Source organism: Vibrio ponticus (genome assembly GCF_009938225.1).
Classification (GTDB): Bacteria; Pseudomonadota; Gammaproteobacteria; order Enterobacterales; family Vibrionaceae; genus Vibrio; species Vibrio ponticus.
In genome coordinates this window covers 820,078-836,874 of the sequence record NZ_AP019657.1, presented here as the reverse complement: position 1 = coordinate 836,874, position 16,797 = coordinate 820,078, and the positions used below count along the sequence as shown (strand labels likewise).

At 45.2% G+C, this 16,797-nt stretch carries 16 protein-coding genes; 11 read left to right on the top strand and 5 right to left on the bottom strand.

The window, feature by feature from the left end:
- Window positions 1–3 precede the first annotated feature (3 nt).
- Together GZN30_RS03720 and GZN30_RS03715 are read right to left on the bottom strand one after the other, a co-directional pair.
- Window positions 4–1,404, bottom strand: a complete 1,401-nt coding sequence (locus tag GZN30_RS03720; protein ID WP_075650006.1) for an ArnT family glycosyltransferase — start codon at window positions 1,402–1,404, stop codon at window positions 4–6.
- Window positions 1,401–2,405, bottom strand: a complete 1,005-nt coding sequence (locus GZN30_RS03715; protein WP_075650007.1) for a glycosyltransferase family 2 protein — start codon at window positions 2,403–2,405, stop codon at window positions 1,401–1,403. The genes GZN30_RS03720 and GZN30_RS03715 overlap by 4 nt, the downstream gene beginning before the upstream one ends.
- Before the next feature lie 152 nt (window positions 2,406–2,557).
- Between GZN30_RS03715 and GZN30_RS03710 the strand changes: the two genes are divergently transcribed.
- The 11 genes from GZN30_RS03710 to GZN30_RS03660 all read left to right on the top strand — a co-directional run bounded on the left by GZN30_RS03710 (window position 2,558) and on the right by GZN30_RS03660 (window position 12,546).
- Complete coding sequence (locus GZN30_RS03710) at window positions 2,558–3,235, top strand: response regulator transcription factor (protein ID WP_075650008.1); 678 nt, start codon at window positions 2,558–2,560, stop codon at window positions 3,233–3,235.
- Window positions 3,232–4,509 (top strand): sensor histidine kinase, encoded by a 1,278-nt coding sequence (locus tag GZN30_RS03705; RefSeq protein WP_075650009.1) that lies wholly within the window; start codon window positions 3,232–3,234, stop codon window positions 4,507–4,509. Before GZN30_RS03710 ends, GZN30_RS03705 begins: the two co-directional genes overlap by 4 nt.
- Before the next feature lie 37 nt (window positions 4,510–4,546).
- Window positions 4,547–5,443, top strand: coding sequence for a 1-aminocyclopropane-1-carboxylate deaminase/D-cysteine desulfhydrase (locus GZN30_RS03700; RefSeq protein ID WP_075650010.1), 897 nt, complete (start codon window positions 4,547–4,549; stop codon window positions 5,441–5,443).
- Window positions 5,440–5,739: a DUF1496 domain-containing protein gene (locus GZN30_RS03695; protein WP_083627184.1), complete on the top strand. Its 300-nt coding sequence runs from the start codon at window positions 5,440–5,442 to the stop codon at window positions 5,737–5,739. Before GZN30_RS03700 ends, GZN30_RS03695 begins: the two co-directional genes overlap by 4 nt.
- 114 nt (window positions 5,740–5,853) lie before the next feature.
- Window positions 5,854–6,762, top strand: coding sequence for a DMT family transporter (locus tag GZN30_RS03690; protein ID WP_075650012.1), 909 nt, complete (start codon window positions 5,854–5,856; stop codon window positions 6,760–6,762).
- 544 nt (window positions 6,763–7,306) lie between these two features.
- A complete protein-coding gene (locus tag GZN30_RS03685; protein WP_075650013.1) occupies window positions 7,307–9,721 on the top strand; it encodes a DMSO/selenate family reductase complex A subunit in 2,415 nt (804 codons plus the stop codon).
- Between the two features lie 4 nt (window positions 9,722–9,725).
- Complete coding sequence (locus GZN30_RS03680) at window positions 9,726–10,349, top strand: DMSO/selenate family reductase complex B subunit (protein WP_075650014.1); 624 nt, start codon at window positions 9,726–9,728, stop codon at window positions 10,347–10,349.
- Window positions 10,350–11,117, top strand: coding sequence for a dimethyl sulfoxide reductase anchor subunit family protein (locus GZN30_RS03675; RefSeq protein ID WP_075650015.1), 768 nt, complete (start codon window positions 10,350–10,352; stop codon window positions 11,115–11,117).
- Window positions 11,118–11,158: 41 nt separating this feature from the next.
- Entirely contained in the window at window positions 11,159–11,749 is a 591-nt protein-coding gene (locus GZN30_RS03670; RefSeq protein WP_075650016.1) for a TorD/DmsD family molecular chaperone, read from the top strand.
- Window positions 11,749–12,204: a 4Fe-4S binding protein gene (locus GZN30_RS03665; RefSeq protein ID WP_075650017.1), complete on the top strand. Its 456-nt coding sequence runs from the start codon at window positions 11,749–11,751 to the stop codon at window positions 12,202–12,204. The genes GZN30_RS03670 and GZN30_RS03665 overlap by 1 nt, the downstream gene beginning before the upstream one ends.
- Window positions 12,205–12,297: 93 nt before the next feature.
- Entirely contained in the window at window positions 12,298–12,546 is a 249-nt protein-coding gene (locus GZN30_RS03660; RefSeq protein ID WP_075650018.1) for a hypothetical protein, read from the top strand.
- Between the two features lie 85 nt (window positions 12,547–12,631).
- Here the strand turns inward: GZN30_RS03660 and GZN30_RS03655 are convergent, their stop codons facing one another.
- The 3 genes from GZN30_RS03655 to GZN30_RS03645 form a co-directional block, all read right to left on the bottom strand.
- Window positions 12,632–14,062 carry an amidohydrolase gene (locus GZN30_RS03655; RefSeq protein WP_075650019.1) on the bottom strand — a complete coding sequence of 477 codons (1,431 nt, stop codon included), beginning with the start codon at window positions 14,060–14,062 and terminating at the stop codon, window positions 12,632–12,634.
- A gap of 179 nt (window positions 14,063–14,241) precedes the next feature.
- Window positions 14,242–15,537 carry a methyl-accepting chemotaxis protein gene (locus tag GZN30_RS03650; protein WP_075650020.1) on the bottom strand — a complete coding sequence of 432 codons (1,296 nt, stop codon included), beginning with the start codon at window positions 15,535–15,537 and terminating at the stop codon, window positions 14,242–14,244.
- Window positions 15,538–15,722: 185 nt separating this feature from the next.
- Window positions 15,723–16,625 (bottom strand): LysR family transcriptional regulator, encoded by a 903-nt coding sequence (locus tag GZN30_RS03645; RefSeq protein ID WP_075650021.1) that lies wholly within the window; start codon window positions 16,623–16,625, stop codon window positions 15,723–15,725.
- Between the last annotated feature and the right edge of the window lie 172 nt (window positions 16,626–16,797).

The window sequence follows — 16,797 nt, the reverse complement described above, 5'->3', positions numbered from 1 at the left end:
TCCCTACGATGTTACGCAGCGGTAGAGAGTTCGCTTGCTTTTGGCTGTATACTCAACCACACAACTCAATGATTGTTGCTCGACCAACTGAGAGACTTGATCCTTACTGCCAATCAGTTGAAAACGAGGATAAGTCGACAACTTGACCTGATCCGTTAGTTGCATCGCTTGACCTTGGCTATAAAATTGTCCAGAAAAAGGTCTTTTCCCTACATAAAGCGTCGGCAACGAAGGATCTACTTTCTCAAAAATCACTTTGTCACTCTTCTTATCACCAACACTGATATTGATGATCGCAAGTGCAATCACAAGCAATACCGGTATAACTCCCGCACAAAGTTTAAACCACTTAGGATCATGTTTAGTATCAGAGAGCAAGATCGAAACTAACAGCCCAATAGCGGGAATCCCGGGTAACACATAAGCAGGTAGAATGTTGCCTGAGAAGGTAAACAATACGAGAGGAGCGATCATCCAGCAAATAAGAAAACTCACAATGCCTGACTGTTGTAATTCGCCATCTCTCAGACGCTGACGCTTTTTCCATAGCAACACTGGTAGCACAATTGACCAAGGCGCGGCTGAATAAAGCCAAAATAACCAAATAGTACCTCGCGGCTCATCATGAGCACTCCCATATAAATCCCCTTCCCAGCCACTGACCAAGAAACGTTTAAAATGCTCACCAACAATAAAGTAATCAATAAATCCTGGGGTCGCTTGCTCCGCCATCACATACCAAGGTAAAGCAATAGCTAACATCAACCCTAAACCGGAAAGTATTGGGAAACGTTGCCACAGTACTTTCAATGCCCCAACCACTCCGTGCTGGATAACGAGCCAAGGCACAACCGCAAGTCCCATCAGCACAATGACTAGCGGTCCTTTCGCCAATAAACCAATTGCTAAGCCAACAAAGCCGACATAACCCCATGTACGAGTTCCTTGCCAACAACGATAAAAACCAACCATGGCAATAGTCATACCTAGCGTTAACGCCATATCCGTCATCACTGCGCCCGCAGCAATCGCGAAAATCGCACAAGTGGCAAGTACAACCGCCGTAATCAGCCCACTAAAGCCGAGCTTACGGGCAAATCCTGCCATCAATCCCACAACCAAAAGCCCGGCTAGCCAATGCGGAACTCGAACAGCAAACTCATTAATACCGAATAACTCAATCCCACCAGCACTCATCCATGTAAACAGGGGGGGCTTGCCCCAAAAAGGGATGCCGTAATCAAACTGCGGGGTTAACCAATTACCTGTTTCTGTCATGATTCTCGCCATTTCACCATAGCGAGCTTCGGTGGTATCCATCAAAGGATAAGCGCCAAGCGAAATAAGACGAATAAGAAATGCTGCGCCTAAAATTGCCCAAAGGTGCACTCGATTAAAACTCACGCGCGCTTCTCCATCTGCTCAAAAATCATTACTGCTGGCTTTTCTTTAACTGAATCGACCAAAAATAGAGGACGTTGTTTAGACTCGATAAAAATTCGTCCGATATACTCACCCAACACACCAATTGACAGTAGTTGAATCCCGCCAAGCGCCAACTGCACCACCATCATCGATGGATAGCCTGTGACATCATTACCCCAAAGTAAGGTCTGAGCGACAATCACTAAACCGTAAATAAAAGCGCCACTCGCTATCAGTGCACCGCATACTGTGGCAAGTCGCAATGGTCGAATCGAGAAAGAAGTGATGCCATCGACTGCAAGACCAATCAGCTTGAAGTAATTCCACTTCGTTTCGCCACTAAAGCGTGCATCACGATCAAATTGCATCGTGTATTGCTTGAAACCAGGCCATGAAAAAATCCCTTTCATATAGCGATTTCTCTCAGGCATGCGATTGATTTGCTCAACAACTCGACGACTGAGCAGACGAAAATCACCGACATTTTCTGGAATTGATGACTTAGCAAGATGATTTAACAAGCGATAAAACACGGCGGCAGATTGACGCTTAAACCACGTTTCACCATGGCGTTCTTTACGCTGCATATTCACTACATCGTAACCTTCACGCCATTTAGCCAGCATTTGTGGAATAAGCTCAGGTGGGTCTTGCAAGTCGGCATCGATCAAAATTACCGCTTCACCACGGCTATACTCTAGCCCTGCACTCATTGCCGACTCTTTACCAAAGTTACGGCTTAATGAAATGCTACGTACAATGCTGCTGGTAGAACGAAAACCTTCAACGATTTGTAAGCTTTCATCACTACTGCCATCATTCACATAGATAATTTCGCAACGTTCTGGCATGCCATCGAGTACATTCGATAAGCGCGAATGAAGTGTTGGGAGTACTTCCGCTTCATTAAAATAAGGAACGATGACTGATAAAGTAATCGCCGATTCATATCGTCTTTGAGTGATTGAAATTAAATCCATAACGCCGCCATCATTAATTAGCTGTTATTAAAGTGCCTCTATGCCACTAATCTATGTCACGGTATGTGGAAAGAATGTTATTGACGTTTTTTTCACATCGAATTTGATGTTATATAGTGGACGTCAAAACTCGATTTCCTTTGGTACAACGCATGCACAAAATATTACTCGTAGAAGACAACCGTGAAGTCGCAGGAATCCTGTTTGATTATTTCGAATGCTTAGAAATGGAACTAGATTACGCCGACAACGGCGAGCTAGGGCTACAACTCGCTCTAGAGGGTAATTTTGACATGATTATTCTCGATTTAATGCTGCCAAGAATGGATGGTCTAACCGTATGCAATAAACTCCGCGAAGCCGGTAATACTACGCCAGTGTTAATGCTCACCGCGTTAGATAATCGCGATGATATGCTAGCGGGTTTCAGTCATGGTGCTGACGATTACCTAACTAAACCCTTTGATCTCGAAATCCTTGAAGCGCGCATGCACGCATTGATTAAGCGCTACCGTGGCACGATTGCCGCTACTAAGTTGAATGTAGGTCCAATCACCATCGACCAAAAAACGCGCAAAGCATACCGAGATGATAAGTTATTAGCCCTCAACCCCACCACTTACACTATTTTAGAAATGTTATGCTTGCGCGCTCCCGAAGTGGTCACTCGCAGAGACATTGCTGAGAAATTGTGGGATGAAGCTGAACCGAATAATGATGTCCTACGCAGTCACATCTATCAATTACGTGGACAACTCGATAAACCATTTGAGCAACAATTGCTGGTTACCATACCTAAAATTGGCTTTCGCTTAGAGATCACCCCATGAAACGCCTGCTACGCAGTACACAATCACTTACCAACAGCCTAGCTGCATTCTTTATCGGCATTTCCATTATTATTGGTGTGGTTTCTTTCACCGTGTTTGCACTAGCCATTCATTGGTCTGAAGACCGCATGGGTGAAAGAAGAGCCTTACTCGATAGAGATATCGCTATCGAGAGATTTATTGCCGGTGAGCAGGGTAAAATTAAGGTTGATGTCCTAACTGATGCATACAATGATATCGCGTTAGTACCAGATGAATACCGCCAATTCCTCAACAACCATGACTCTTTCTTGGGTGAGGTAGAAATGGATCACCTCAACATTTCTCGCATGGTTTACAAAGGCTCTTACAGCCACAATGGGAAAAGCTTCGATATTGTCCTGCTTTCTCGCATCGATAACGTCGAGTTTGACCTTGATGAGATTGTTTATTCAAGCCTAATTGTTGTTACTATTGTCTCTATCTTGATGTGTATTTTCGGCACGGTCCTATATCGTTTATCTATTCGATTAATCGAGCCTCTCAACGACATAGCCAAGCAACTTGAAAGTCACTCTGGCAATAGTGAAAACGAGTTTTCCATCTCAGAAGAAGCCGCAGAGGAGTTTCAAATTCTCACTGAGCGTCTCAATCAATATCGCACGGATTTAAACTTAGCGTTAAAACGCGAGCAAGCTTTTGCGCGTTATGCCAGCCACGAGCTTCGTACACCATTAACTGTGGTAAAAGGCGCCAGCAAGTTACTCGCACGCAAAGAGCAAACCGAGTTTAACCAACGTCAAATCGAACGAATTGATGGAGCCACTAGCCAAATGATCACTATGGTCGATGCCTTATTAGGTTTGGTTCGCTATGAAAGAAACGCGGATGATGTGCCACTTCGTGAAGTTACCCTGCAAGAACTTCAAACGATCGTGGCCGATAACAGTATGCAGGCGCGAGAAAAGCAGTTAGAAATCGAACTCAATATCGAGTCACTCCCTACTCTAAAAGCAACCCAACCTGTGTTAAACATGGTTATCGGTAACTTGATTCGCAATGCTATTGCAGCGACTCCTGAAGGAAAAATTACGATTGAAGTCAATCAACAAAGAATCCGTATCATCGACGAAGGCTCTGGGCTAAAAGATGCTCCAAACAGTGAAGGGCACGGGTTAGGATTATTAATTGTTGATGATTTAAGTCGCCGTTATGGTTGGCAATTCCAATTAACTAATCATGCTGAAAATGGCTGTGTTGCGACCATAGCGTTTAACCCAACGGCTAAGGTATGATTAGGCTGATTTTTCTTATGATCACTACCTAATCACCATGAAGCTCGCAAACACAGCAATCACTCACCATGTGTTTAATAACATCCCGTTCTACCTCAAACGGGATGATCAACTCCACCCGCAGTTCTCTGGCAATAAAGCGCGCAAATTTATGGCGCTACTGGACGGCGACTACGCATCAATCAAAACCTTAATTGGTTACGGCAGTCCTCAAGCAAACTCGCTCTATTCCATGGCAGCCCTCGCCCAACTAAAGGGCTGGCAACTCGAATTTTATGTCGACCGTATTCCTGACTGGCTTAAACAAACACCCATTGGCAATTATCAAGCGGCGCTAGAGTTAGGAGCAGAGATTATTCCGGTCGCCGAGAGTAACCTGCACCCAGCAGAGTATATTACTCACATTCGCCAACCAGATGAGACGTGCCTATTTGTGCCTGAAGGTGGTCGTTGCCAATTAGCTGAATATGGTGTCACCAAGCTGGGCAAAGAGATCTTAGACTGGGTACAAAACCAGCCTAAACAAGCGTTTGTTGTTGCTCTGCCGTCTGGCACCGGAACCACTGCTCTATTCCTACACAAATTCCTAAGTCAATATGACATTCCAGTACTGACCTGTGCTTGTGTAGGAGGGAAAGAGTACCTCACGGAACAATTTAATCAGTTAGGTGAAAGCTCACATCCAGAAATTCTTGAGTTAGAAACTAAGCATCATTTTGGCAAACTCTACCAACAAGATTATTTGATCTGGCAACAGCTCAATCAACAAACTGGCGTAGAATTTGAATTACTTTATGACCCGATGATGTGGCGTTGCCTGCTTGAATGGTATCCGCAAAATCAAGATAAACAGCTAATCTATATTCATCAGGGAGGCTTGCTCGGCAATGCCAGTATGTTGCCGCGTTATCAACGTAAATATGGAGAGTTATGATGAGAGTAAGTGGATTCTTTTTAGTTTGCCTGTTACCAATTTCTGCCAGCGCCGCAGAAAAGAGCTACTCCACACCCAATCACCGTGCAGCGGTCGTAGTTAACAGTGAGCAAGCCAACCATAGAATTTGCTACTATCAAGATCATGCATACTCGGAAGGTGCCCTGTTAGAAGTTGGCGGCTATCTAATGCGTTGCGAAAATGCCAATCAATATGAAACCAACGGCAAATTAAAGTGGGTAACCTTTGCTAAATCACAGCAATCGAGCGGGAAAAATCAAAGCAGCACAAAATAGCTTACGCTCGTAAATCATTCTAAACGACACCAAGTAGCCGAGATTGAGTTCGTCTCTGTCACTCTGAATTTTGATGACGTATGATATCGTTCTAATCCGTCACCTTGAAAAACCATGCTTTCTAAATTCAACGACATCATCCCTGTAGGGGTGCGCTTCATGCTGTTGTCAGCACTGGGATTCGCACTTATGTCTGCTTGCGTTAAATACGTGAGCGTCCATGGCATCCCTGTTTTCGAAATCGTCGCTGCCCGTGCTCTAGTTTCGCTTATCCTTAGCTACCTTGATGTAAAGCGCAAAAAGATCTCCATTTGGGGCAACAATAAAAAATTGCTGTTACTGCGTGGTACTGTCGGCACCTTGGCACTAATGTGTGTCTACTATGCCGTCACTGCTCTACCTCTAGCCGAAGCGACGATTTTGCAATACGTTCATCCGGTATTTACTGCCCTACTTGGTGTGCTGTTTCTCAAAGAACGTATTCAAGGCGCAACCATGATTTGTATCGCACTGTGTTTGCTAGGCGTTGGGCTTATGGTGCAGCCAAATATGTCGGATTCGATTACCGCACAAGCCCTACCGATTCACAGTGTGATGATTGCGTTGCTGGGCGCATTTGGTAGCTCCATAGCCTATGTCATCGTACGTAAACTTAGCCAAACTGAAGATAGCTCGGTGATCATTTTCTACTTCCCGCTAGTCGCACTGCCTGTTTCAACGTTCCTAATGTGGGATGAGTTTGTCGTACCAAGTTTGACCATCACGCTCTTATTGGTCATGGTGGGCATCTTCACTCAAATTGGTCAATATGGCTTAACCAAAGCGATGCAAACCCAAGAAGCGGGCAAAGCCTCAGCCTACTCTTATGTACAGATCGTGTTCTCAACCCTACTTGGCGTGGTGATCTTCAGTGAAATCCCATCGATCTGGACTTACATGGGTGGCGGTTTGATTGTCACTGGTGCCTTGATCAACGTGTTTGGCAAAAAGCTGTTACCCAAAAAGCTTCGCTACAATAGCTAACACGCACTAAATAAATGGAGGCTGTAATCAACCAGCCTCCTATCTCTGAATTAACCCCATGTGTCGATTTGTCGCAGTTTGGTGTAGCTGTTTATGTCCCGCTTAAAGATCATCCTGAATTTTTTCCTAGTAATGTTGGTTATCTTTAACCTGTTTTTAAAAATAGCTCATTGAGTAACTTGATTGAAAACCCACGCTTCGAAAACATTCCATACAAGTCAGTTACATACGCCACAACAATAGAACATCCACCTATACATAATTACCATTTATTTCAGAAAGTTATACTCACAGTTTCATCAAGAACACCAGCTAAGATTTTCGAAAAACCACGTAAATATCACAAATCCAAACTCTTCTCTCTGTCGAAGTTTTACCAGATCACATATCGATAAATCAGCCCCTATTGCTAAACCCTTACAGTTGTTAGGGTCTCATCTGGATGAGTGCTCAACCATCAAAAAATCCAATAGGAACAATGACATAAAAATAAAAATCATTCCTATTTGAATTAATTTTTGTCTTACACTGTAAAGGAATATCTATGGCTACTCTGCCGTTTCTAAATATAGAAACCACCCGCCGTAAGCTACTCGAGTATTCAAGCAAACTCAGCGCAACCGCTGCTGTTGCTGGCTCTCTAGCCACATTACCACTGAGCAAAAAAGTCAGTGCTGCACCAGCCTCCACTCCGGCTGAGTTTAAGTACAGCGCCTGTCTCGTTAACTGTGGCTCACGCTGCGCGCTAAAAGTAAAAGTTCAAGATGGGCGCATCCTACAAGTTGAGCCCGCTGATACAGACAGCGATGCTGTTTTTGGCGAGCACCAAATTCGCCCATGCTTACGCGGTCGCTCAAACAAATTCCGCATCTACAACCCTGACCGTTTAAAATACCCAATGAAGCGCGTTGGCAAACGCGGTGAAGGTAAATTCGAGCGCATCAGTTGGCAAGAAGCGACACAAACCATCGCCAATCAACTCACCCGCGTTTATGAGACTTACGGACCAGAAGCGGTCTACTTCCAGTACGGTACTGGTGCGTATTACCACACCCAAGGTCGTGAAGCTTGGCTACGTATGCTGACTCAAGCAGGTGGCTACCTCAACTACTTCAACTCCTACTCTACCGCACAAATCAACGGTATGACGCCATTCACTTGGGGTAAGTATGCCGGTACCCACTTTACCGAAATCGAAGATTCAGATTTGGTGGTGCTATTTAGCCTCAACCTATCTGAGACGCGTATGTCAGGTGGTGGTCAGGTTGAAGAGATGCGCCGAGCACTAGAAAAATCGGGCGCGAAAGTGATCCTGATTGACCCTCGTTACACTGACTCTGGGGTTGTGAGCGATGCTGAGTGGTTACCAATCAAACCAACCACGGATGCCGCTCTAGTTGCTGCCCTTATTCATACCATGATCAAAGAAGATCTGCTCAATGAAGAACAGATCCGCAAATACGCAATCGGCTTTACACGCGATACACTACCAGCCAACGCGGCACAAAATGGCAGCTACAAAGACTACATCTTAGGGACTGGCAAAGATGGCATTGAGAAAACACCTCAATGGGCGGCAACGATTACGGGCATTCCAGCCAAACGCATCGTACAGCTCGCGCGTGAAATCGCTAACGCCAAAGCGTGTTACATCGCACAAGGCTGGGGGGCGCAGCGCCACCATAACGGCGAGCACAGCGTGCACGCGATTCAATCTCTGTGTGTCGTGTCAGGTCATTTTGGTCGCGCAGGCACCAACACGGGTAACTGGGCATACTCAACCAAATATGGTGTGCCACTACTGCCTCGCCCTGCCAACCCAGTCAAAACGTCGATCCCGGTGTTCTCTTGGACCGATGCAATAGCCAACCCAGAAGTTTTCACTCCTGAGACGCACGGCTTAAAAGGTGCGGATAAATTACAGCACGGCATTAAGCTGATGATCAACCAAGCAGGTAATGTGCTGGGTAACCAACATGGTGACTTAAATCGTACCCGTGAAATATTGGCTGATGACAGCAAATGTGAGTTTATTGTCGTGGTCGATAACCATATGACGCCAACGGCGAAATTCGCTGATATCTTGCTACCTGAAACCACTTACCTAGAAGCATCAGACTTGGTTGACAACGCTTACGCGTCAGGCTCTAACCACTTTATGATCTCAATGGAAAACACCATTGAGCCGATGTGGGAAGTGCGCTCTACCTATGACGTATGTGCGGACATTGCCGAGCACCTTGGCTTTAAACAAACCTTTACTGAAGGTCGCAGTCAAGCCGAGTGGATTGAAAAACACTACAACGATATTCGCGCCAAACGTACTTACCTACCTGAGTTTGCAAAAGTACGCGGCAGCGGTGTTATCGACCAGCAACGCGCGAAGAAAGAAGACAGCATTCCGTTCGCGGATTTCTACCAAGATCCAGCAGCCAATCCATTAACAACGCCTTCAGGCAAATTCGAAATCTTCGCCACTAAGGTGCAAGAGCGCGTTGATACTTGGGTGCTACCTGAAGGTCACTACATGACGGCAATTCCTGAGTATGTGCCAGTACCAAACTCACACATGGATCTGGAGAAGTTTGCCCAATACCCACTGCAAATGACGGGTTTCCACACTAAAGGTCATACCCACTCAACGTATGCCAATGTTGGCGTTGTCGCCGAAGCGGTGCCAGATGAAATCTGGATCAACCCGATCAATGCCGAGCAACGTGGGATCAAAAACGGCGATATGGTTCATGTATTCAACGAATACGGCAAGATCCTTATCGCTGCTAAAGTGACTAACCGTGTCATGCCTGACGTGACCGCAATGCCGCAAGGTGCATGGTCGGTTGTGAAAAATGGTGTCGATATTGGTGGTTGTATCAACAACCTGACCAGTCACCTATTCTCGCCTATCACTAAAGGCAACCCACAACATACCAACCTAGTAGAAATTCAGAAGGCATAACTAAATGAAACAATTAGGCTTTTATATTGATTCATCTCGCTGCTCAGGTTGTAAAACTTGCCAAGTGAGTTGCAAAGATAAAAACGATATTGATGTCGGTCGTAAGTTCCGTCGCGTGTACGAATACGGCGGCGGCTCTTGGGCAAAAGATAGCGATGGTGCATGGACAAACCAAACCTTCGCTTACTACCTATCAGTTGCTTGTAACCATTGTGACGATCCAATTTGTGTCGCAGGGTGTCCAACCCAAGCGATGCATAAACGCCAAGACAATGGCTTAGTGCTGGTTGACCAAGAGAAGTGTATTGGCTGTCGTTACTGTGCTATGCGCTGCCCTTACGGTGCGCCGCAATATGACAAAGAGAAAAAGGTGATGTCAAAGTGTGACGGTTGCCTTGACCGCCTAGAGCAAGGGCTTAACCCTGTGTGCGTCGACTCATGCCCTCAACGTGCGATTGAGTTTGGTGACATTAATGAGCTGCGCGCCAAATATGGCAACCAACGTGATGTCGCGCCGCTGCCTGACTCACGTATTACCAGCCCGAACTTAATTGTACGTACCCATAGCCATGCCGTTGCGAACAACAGCAATGTGGGCGAGCTACAAAACCCGGCGGAGGTAAAATAAATGCACGAATTATCTTTGGTTTTCTTCACTTTCCTCGCACAAACGGCGGTTGGAATTGTGGTGTTATCAACCCTCGCATTCTTGATTGGCAAGATGAATCGCAAACAACATGAGAAAGCGTTGTATGCAGCATTTGTGGCATTGGCGTTCGGTGGCATCGCATCACTCACCCACCTTGGTCAACCACTTAAAGCACTTAATGCTCTTAATGCGATTGGGCAATCACCGATGAGTAACGAGATCATTGCCACCATCATGTTTGGTGGACTGCTGTTTGCAGCCATGGTGTGTTTAAAAGTTCGTCAAGGCAGTAACACGGTTAAAGCGGTAAGCCTATTCTCTAGCTTTGCTGGTATCGTGTTGGTGCATACCATTCCAACCATCTACACCATTGAAAGTGTTGCGGCATGGAATAGCGCATATACCTCGATCTACATGATCCTGACGGCATTTGTGATGGGTGCAACAGTTGTGTATCTAATCTGTGGTTGCCGCTTGTTTAAATACACTGCGCTGATTAGCTTACTAGTCGGCATCATATTAATGCCAAGCTACTTTGCCCACATCGGCTTAGCCGCACCAAGTTTGTTTGGTCAAGATGCGTTGTTCTGGATGCTCAAACTGGCGTTTGCAGGTCTGGCGATTATCAGTCTCTCATCCAGACAAAAAGACAACACACAGTTCGCTTCTTTAGCGGTGGTGTTTGTTGCCGCTTCAGAGATCGCTGGTCGAATCGGCTTCTATGAACTTTGGCAAATCGGTATGTAATAGATTATGGGGAGCTTAGCTCCCCTATTTTGGGATTTTCAATGAACAACTTAGCCCTACTACCACGCGCACTTGGCGCTCTGTTCTACTACTCACCGGTAGAGCAGATTAACTTGGCGACCCTCAATAACCTCGAATCTCTTGCTAGCGCCTATCAATGGCAAGATTTAGAGACCGTCAATCATCTAATCATTTCTCTAAAGCAAGAGCGTTACTCGGCAAACAAATACAATTTCTCTGTATTGTTTGAAGGGCAAGGTGAAATGTTGGCACCGCCATGGGGCTCGGTGTATCAAAACCGCGAAAACCTGGTCATGGGCGATTCAACTGCGGCTTACTACCAGTTTTTAGACCGTGCTGGCATTGCGTTTGAGATTAACAATCAACCACTGGATCATTTTGGCTTAATGATGTGGGCGCTGGCTCTGCTTATCGAAGAAGGCAACCAGGTCGCCCTAGTAGAGTTTCTCTCTGTGCATCTACTGCCTTGGAGTGGTCGCTATCTAGAATTACTGCAAAGCAACCAAGAGAGCCCATTTTACGCAGACTTAGCTAAATTAACTGAGCTCTTTTTAGAACAGGTTAAAACTGAAATCGGATTAACAATTGAACCTATAAAACTGTATAAATAATGACAGTAATCAACCCATCACGCAGGGCGTTATTTGAACGTTTTCGACCAACGCATGTTGAGTCGTCGAGCGGATTTATTCGCCCTCCGCAAGCGCGAGAAGAGCTACAGTTTTTGCGCATGTGCGATCAATGCATGCGCTGCTCAAACGCTTGCCCAAGCAACGCTATCACCCAAGAGCACGGTTATCCGGTGCTATCCGGAAACTGTGATAGTTGCTACTTGTGCGTGCATGCCTGCCCAACCGGCGCGCTGACGCATTCAGCGCTCAAGGCTAAGGTTGACTACCGTTGCAACCCGAAACTGGCGCAATACTGTAAATCCTGCAGTGAGGTGTGTCGTAGCAAAGCCATTTCGGTACAAGCTGGTGAAGCCGCAATGATTGATAATGAACTATGCTCAGGTTGTGGTGATTGTTTAAGCGCTTGTGAGTTTTTTGCCATAACTCTTGATTGATAAATGGATTTTGCGATTGAGACTGGTAAAGTACGCCTCAATCACTTGAGTGCAACCTATCGCGCACCATTCATATAATCCGAGAGTTTGAAAATGATTAAAGACGAACGCGTAATTGAAAATCTAGATGAATTAGCGGCATTTCTAACCGCAGTAGAAAGTGGCATTCTAGGTCTACAAAACATCGGTGGCGTGGCTCTAGCAACCAGCAATGCTGATGGTCGCCACTTCGTAGCGGTGTTGGATGATAAACACCAACTGATCTTAGGTCGCTGGGTAAGTGAAGAAGTCTTTAAGACTGGTCAAGACATGGTTCGTAACGGCGTTAATCCGAAACACTAATCCATTGTTCTACCGCAATGTAAAAAGCCCGTGCTTACACAGCCACGGGCTTTTTTCTAAGCTCTCAAATCTTGGCTCTCAATTCTCAATCCATCAAGCTCTTCGATTTAATCGCTTTCTTAGCCAGCTCTTTAGCAAAGTCGCTGATATCGGCTTCCATCGCATCAATCTCTGGGCGGATCTCTTCCATGGTAACCGTCTGCATTTGGCGATTTTCCATCACCACTTTACCGTTAACAATGGTGGTATCGACGTTACTTGGGTTCGCTTGGAACACCAAGGTCGCGTATGGATCGTAGTTTGGCATCATGTTGGCAGATTGGGTTTCAACGATGATGATATCCGCTTGTTTACCCACCTCAAGTGAACCGATCTTATCTTCCATATGCAGCGATTTTGCACCGCCAATGGTTGCCATTTCGATCACTTGCTCTGGGATCATGATAGTACGGTCATCATGCTTTAAGCGTTGCATGGTCGATGCATAGCTCAGTGTGCGCCACAAATCGACTTGGTTAGAACTCATTGGTCCATCAGTACCTAAACCAATACGTACGTCATCACGGTACATATCCCACGCTGGCGCCATACCTGTCGCGCCTTTGGCATTCGCCATTGGGTTATAAGCAACGCCTGCATCCGCAGCTTTGACTAGCTCAATGTCTTTTTCAGAGAAATGGATACCATGAGCCAACACCACACGCTCATCAAGAGCGCCAATTTCTGCTAAATATTCCACTGGTGAATTTGCGCTGTGGGCTTCTTTAATGCGCGTCTCTTCATTCGGAAACTCAGCAACGTGGATCAGCACTGGCACATCATGTTGCTTAGATAAGCGATTGATCTCTTGCAGCTTATCTTTACTTACGGTGTACACCGCATGCGGAGCATAAGCTGGCGTGATCAAAGGATCGTTTTTGTACTGCTGAATAAAGCTCTCTGCGTACTCAATACCGCCATAAGGCTGCTTACTGTCTACTACAGGGAACTTAATCACGGTTTGACCTAACACTGCGCGCAAGCCAACCTCTTTGGTCGCTTTTGCCATTTCATCCATGTGGTAATACATGTCAACGTAAGTCGTCACGCCACTTTGCGCCAAGTCGATTGTGCCAAGCTTAGTCGCATTATAGATAAGCTCACGGCTTAGCTTCTCACCTTCCAACGGGAAGAAGTAAGCAAACAAGCGATTGGCAATGCCTTCTTCACCTAAACCACGAAATGCAATCATCGGTAAGTGGTTATGAGTGTTAATCATCCCCGGCATCACAATGCCATCGTTAGCATCGATGGTTTTTGGCGCGCGGTATTGCTCAGCAATATCCGCCTCACCAACGGCGATAATTTTGTCGTCTTTCACCACGACCACGCCATCTTCAATCACCTGCATGGTTTGGTTAATCGTCAGCACTTCACCGTTAGTAATGATCAGGTCTGCATTGTAGTTAGGCGTGAACTGCGCACAGCCTGTAACAGCAACGGCGACAAGGGAAGCAAGCAAAGTCGGCTTAAGCATGAAATGTCTCTTCTGAAGGAGGATTATAAATTCGCGCGCATCATAGAAGAGCTTATAAATCAAAGCGACGCAAACGTTTCAATTTAGTGATTTCGTAAGCAAATTTGAGCGATAAAAAAGCCTCGCAGTAATTTGCATACTGCGAGGCTCCCAGTCAGTGTATCCGAAAAGCAATGTGCTTAAGCTAACTTCTGCTCATTCAAACTCATCACGGTATTAGAGACGTTCTCAGCCCCTTGGTAGATCTCTTCCATTACGGTAGAAACCTCAGACATTTTGGCACTACCCAAATCAGAAATTGTCGCCACTTCTTGCATAAACTGAGTAATATCTGCGGTTAAAACTTGGTTTTCATCCACTACATGAGTGATCTCTGCGGTGGATTCAGCGGTTCTAGAAGCCAGTTTTCTCACCTCATCTGCAACCACGGCAAATCCACGTCCCTGCTCTCCGGCACGAGCCGCTTCAATTGCAGCATTTAACGCTAATAAGTTGGTTTGCTCAGCAATACCTTTAATGGTTGAAACAATCTGTGAAATACTCTGCGAACGCTCATTAAGATCGGCAATTTTAGCCGCAGCACCAGCCACTTTGTCACTAATTTCATGCGACACTTCAACAGATTCTTGCAGCAGTTTAGAACCTTCCAATGCTATCTGTGAGGTCTCAACCGAAGTACTGTAAGCCACTTCTGATGCTTGTGATATTGCTAAATTTCGCTCTACTCGATCAGAAATATCCGATGCAAACTTAACCACACGACTTACATTACCGTGTTCATCAAATATTGGGTTGTACGTAGCTTCAATCCATACATTACGCCCAAATGCGTCTTTACGTAAAAACTGTCCAGATTTAAAACGACCCGCTCTTAAATCATCCCAGAAATCTGGATTCTCGCGATAGAAATCATCGAAACAAAACATGCGATGATGTTTACCAATAATTTCATTCTCGCGATATTTTAGAGTATTTAAGAAATTATCGTTGGCACTGAGCACGGTACCATCGGTAGAAAACTCAATCACCGCCATCGACTTATTTAGCGCATCAATCACGCTTTGCTTCTGCGCGTCGGTTTTATGTACTTGAGTAACATCCGCGGCGATTTTAAATACTCTTTCGACTTGCCCTTGATCATCAATAACTGGGATATAAGTTGCCGATAGAATTACATAATGACCATCTTTGCAGATACGCGTAAAAGTCCCCTCAAAGGACTCTCCCGCAGCCAGCGCACGCCAAAACTCTGCGTACTCTGAACTGTGCGTATAGCTCGGCTCACAAAACATACGGTGGTGCTTATTTTGCACTTCATCAAGTGTGTAACCAACACAGTTTAGAAACTTATGGCTCGCGGTAAGAATGTTGCCGTTTTTATCGAACTCGATGTATGCGGTATTTTTAAATATTGCGGTGTATAAATTCTCTTCAAATGAAGGTTTTTTAATCTCTTGTTTCTTTCTGAAAAACATAACTTAACCTGGACTTATTTTTATTATTCACATACCAACAACATTCAGTACGCTGTACGATTTTATCGCAAAAGTGTAATAAAATGTTAGTCATTTATTCTTATTGAATCTATTTTTAGACGGATAATGAACTAACCAATAAATCGCAAACAGAAAGTAGCAATTCGATTAATTTTCATGCAGGGCTAGAATCTTTCTTGCATATCCAAATAGCGCTGGCGTATATGTTCGATCAACACTTGAATACGTTTGGCTGGCTTTCTGGTGTATGGATAAACAGCATAAACACCAACCACTTTGGCGCTATACGGTTTGAGCACTTCAACTAAACTCCCCTGCTGGATATCATCGTAAATCAAACACATTGGTAAATAAGCGATGCCATTGCCAGCGAGTACCGACTTACGCAGTGCCGCGGCATTATTGGATGAAAAGTTACCGTTGACTTTAACGGTATAAACGTCGCTGTTGTTTTTAAACTGCCACTCAAAAGTGCCGCCACTTTCGTGGGTGTAACCTAGGCAATTGTGCTTACGCAGATCATTGGGTAACTCAGGCGAGCCATTCGTGGCTAGATAGTCTGGCGAAGCACACACCGCCCAATGCGAGTTGAAGATAAAGCGCGCAATCAAACTGGAGTCTTCGAGATAACCAGTGCGGATCACGAGGTCGTAATTGTCTGCTATCAAGTCGACAAAATTATTATCCATCGCCATATCCACGGTTAGACCTGGATTTTGCTGACAAAAATCAGAAATAGCTTCAGCGAGCAATAGCTCACCTGAAATGGTCGGCACCGACATACGAATATGACCCGAAAGGTTTTCGTTGTAACCCGTCACCGCATCAAATGCCGCTTTCGCTGTGGCATTAATGTCTTTGGCACGATAATAGAGTACTTCACCCGCTTCGGTGAGCGTCAGCTTACGGGTGGTGCGATAAAGCAACTGAGTACCTAAATCACTCTCAAGTTTGCTGACTCGCTTGCTCACCATCGATTTAGTGATGTGGTTCGCCTGTGCAACTTGACTAAAAGAGCCATGCTCTACAACTTGGGTAAATAAAACCAGATCATCTATCTGTGCCATCACATGCTCTTTATGCCTAATAACTCATTGAATCAATTATACACCCAAGTAATTTCAATACTTAACTGGATTGCGTTGATACGATTAAAAAGGCACACCCTAAAATAATAGAGTGTGCCTTATTGCTCTACTTCCTGTTCCCATTGAGTAATGGGTAAAGAGTTCCCAAAGA

Bases quoted from the DNA above. Each gene is read 5' to 3' on its own strand.
- GZN30_RS03670 (WP_075650016.1), top strand. From the start codon at position 11,159: ATGAACAACTTAGCCCTACTACCACGCGCACTTGGCGCTCTGTTCTAC.
- GZN30_RS03705 (WP_075650009.1), top strand. From the start codon at position 3,232: ATGAAACGCCTGCTACGCAGTACACAATCACTTACCAACAGCCTAGCT.
- GZN30_RS03680 (WP_075650014.1), top strand. From the start codon at position 9,726: ATGAAACAATTAGGCTTTTATATTGATTCATCTCGCTGCTCAGGTTGT.
- GZN30_RS03660 (WP_075650018.1), top strand. From the start codon at position 12,298: ATGATTAAAGACGAACGCGTAATTGAAAATCTAGATGAATTAGCGGCA.
- GZN30_RS03695 (WP_083627184.1), top strand. From the start codon at position 5,440: ATGATGAGAGTAAGTGGATTCTTTTTAGTTTGCCTGTTACCAATTTCT.
- GZN30_RS03685 (WP_075650013.1), top strand. From the start codon at position 7,307: ATGGCTACTCTGCCGTTTCTAAATATAGAAACCACCCGCCGTAAGCTA.
- GZN30_RS03650 (WP_075650020.1), bottom strand. From the start codon at position 15,537: ATGTTTTTCAGAAAGAAACAAGAGATTAAAAAACCTTCATTTGAAGAG.
- GZN30_RS03710 (WP_075650008.1), top strand. From the start codon at position 2,558: ATGCACAAAATATTACTCGTAGAAGACAACCGTGAAGTCGCAGGAATC.
- GZN30_RS03700 (WP_075650010.1), top strand. From the start codon at position 4,547: ATGAAGCTCGCAAACACAGCAATCACTCACCATGTGTTTAATAACATC.
- GZN30_RS03715 (WP_075650007.1), bottom strand. From the start codon at position 2,405: ATGGATTTAATTTCAATCACTCAAAGACGATATGAATCGGCGATTACT.
- GZN30_RS03665 (WP_075650017.1), top strand. From the start codon at position 11,749: ATGACAGTAATCAACCCATCACGCAGGGCGTTATTTGAACGTTTTCGA.
- GZN30_RS03645 (WP_075650021.1), bottom strand. From the start codon at position 16,625: ATGGCACAGATAGATGATCTGGTTTTATTTACCCAAGTTGTAGAGCAT.
- GZN30_RS03655 (WP_075650019.1), bottom strand. From the start codon at position 14,062: ATGCTTAAGCCGACTTTGCTTGCTTCCCTTGTCGCCGTTGCTGTTACA.
- GZN30_RS03690 (WP_075650012.1), top strand. From the start codon at position 5,854: ATGCTTTCTAAATTCAACGACATCATCCCTGTAGGGGTGCGCTTCATG.
- GZN30_RS03675 (WP_075650015.1), top strand. From the start codon at position 10,350: ATGCACGAATTATCTTTGGTTTTCTTCACTTTCCTCGCACAAACGGCG.